1 pseudogene is annotated in these 266 nt (G+C 42.5%); it reads left to right on the forward strand.

Going from position 1 to position 266, the window contains the following annotated elements:
* A pseudogene (locus SB775_RS30255) lies at positions 1-266 on the forward strand (ABC transporter substrate-binding protein); the annotation flags it as partial.

Consider the following 266-nt stretch of genomic DNA (forward strand, 5'->3'; position numbering starts at 1 on the left):
ATGCTAGGCTGGACAGGCGATAATGGAGATGCGGATAACTTTCTTTACACATTATTGGATAATGATAATATCGGCTCCAACAACTATGCCCGTTATGCAAACGAGGAAGTCCAGAAGCTATTGATCGAAGCTCAGTCCACTGCTGATGAAGCCAAGCGTAATGAGTTATACGGAAAAGCTCAGGAAGTCATTCATGAAGAAGAACGATGGGTTCCACTTGTACACTCTTTACCACAACTTGCTGGAACTACGACAATAAAAGGATT

The sequence above is a fragment of the Peribacillus sp. SIMBA_075 genome (assembly GCF_046534585.1).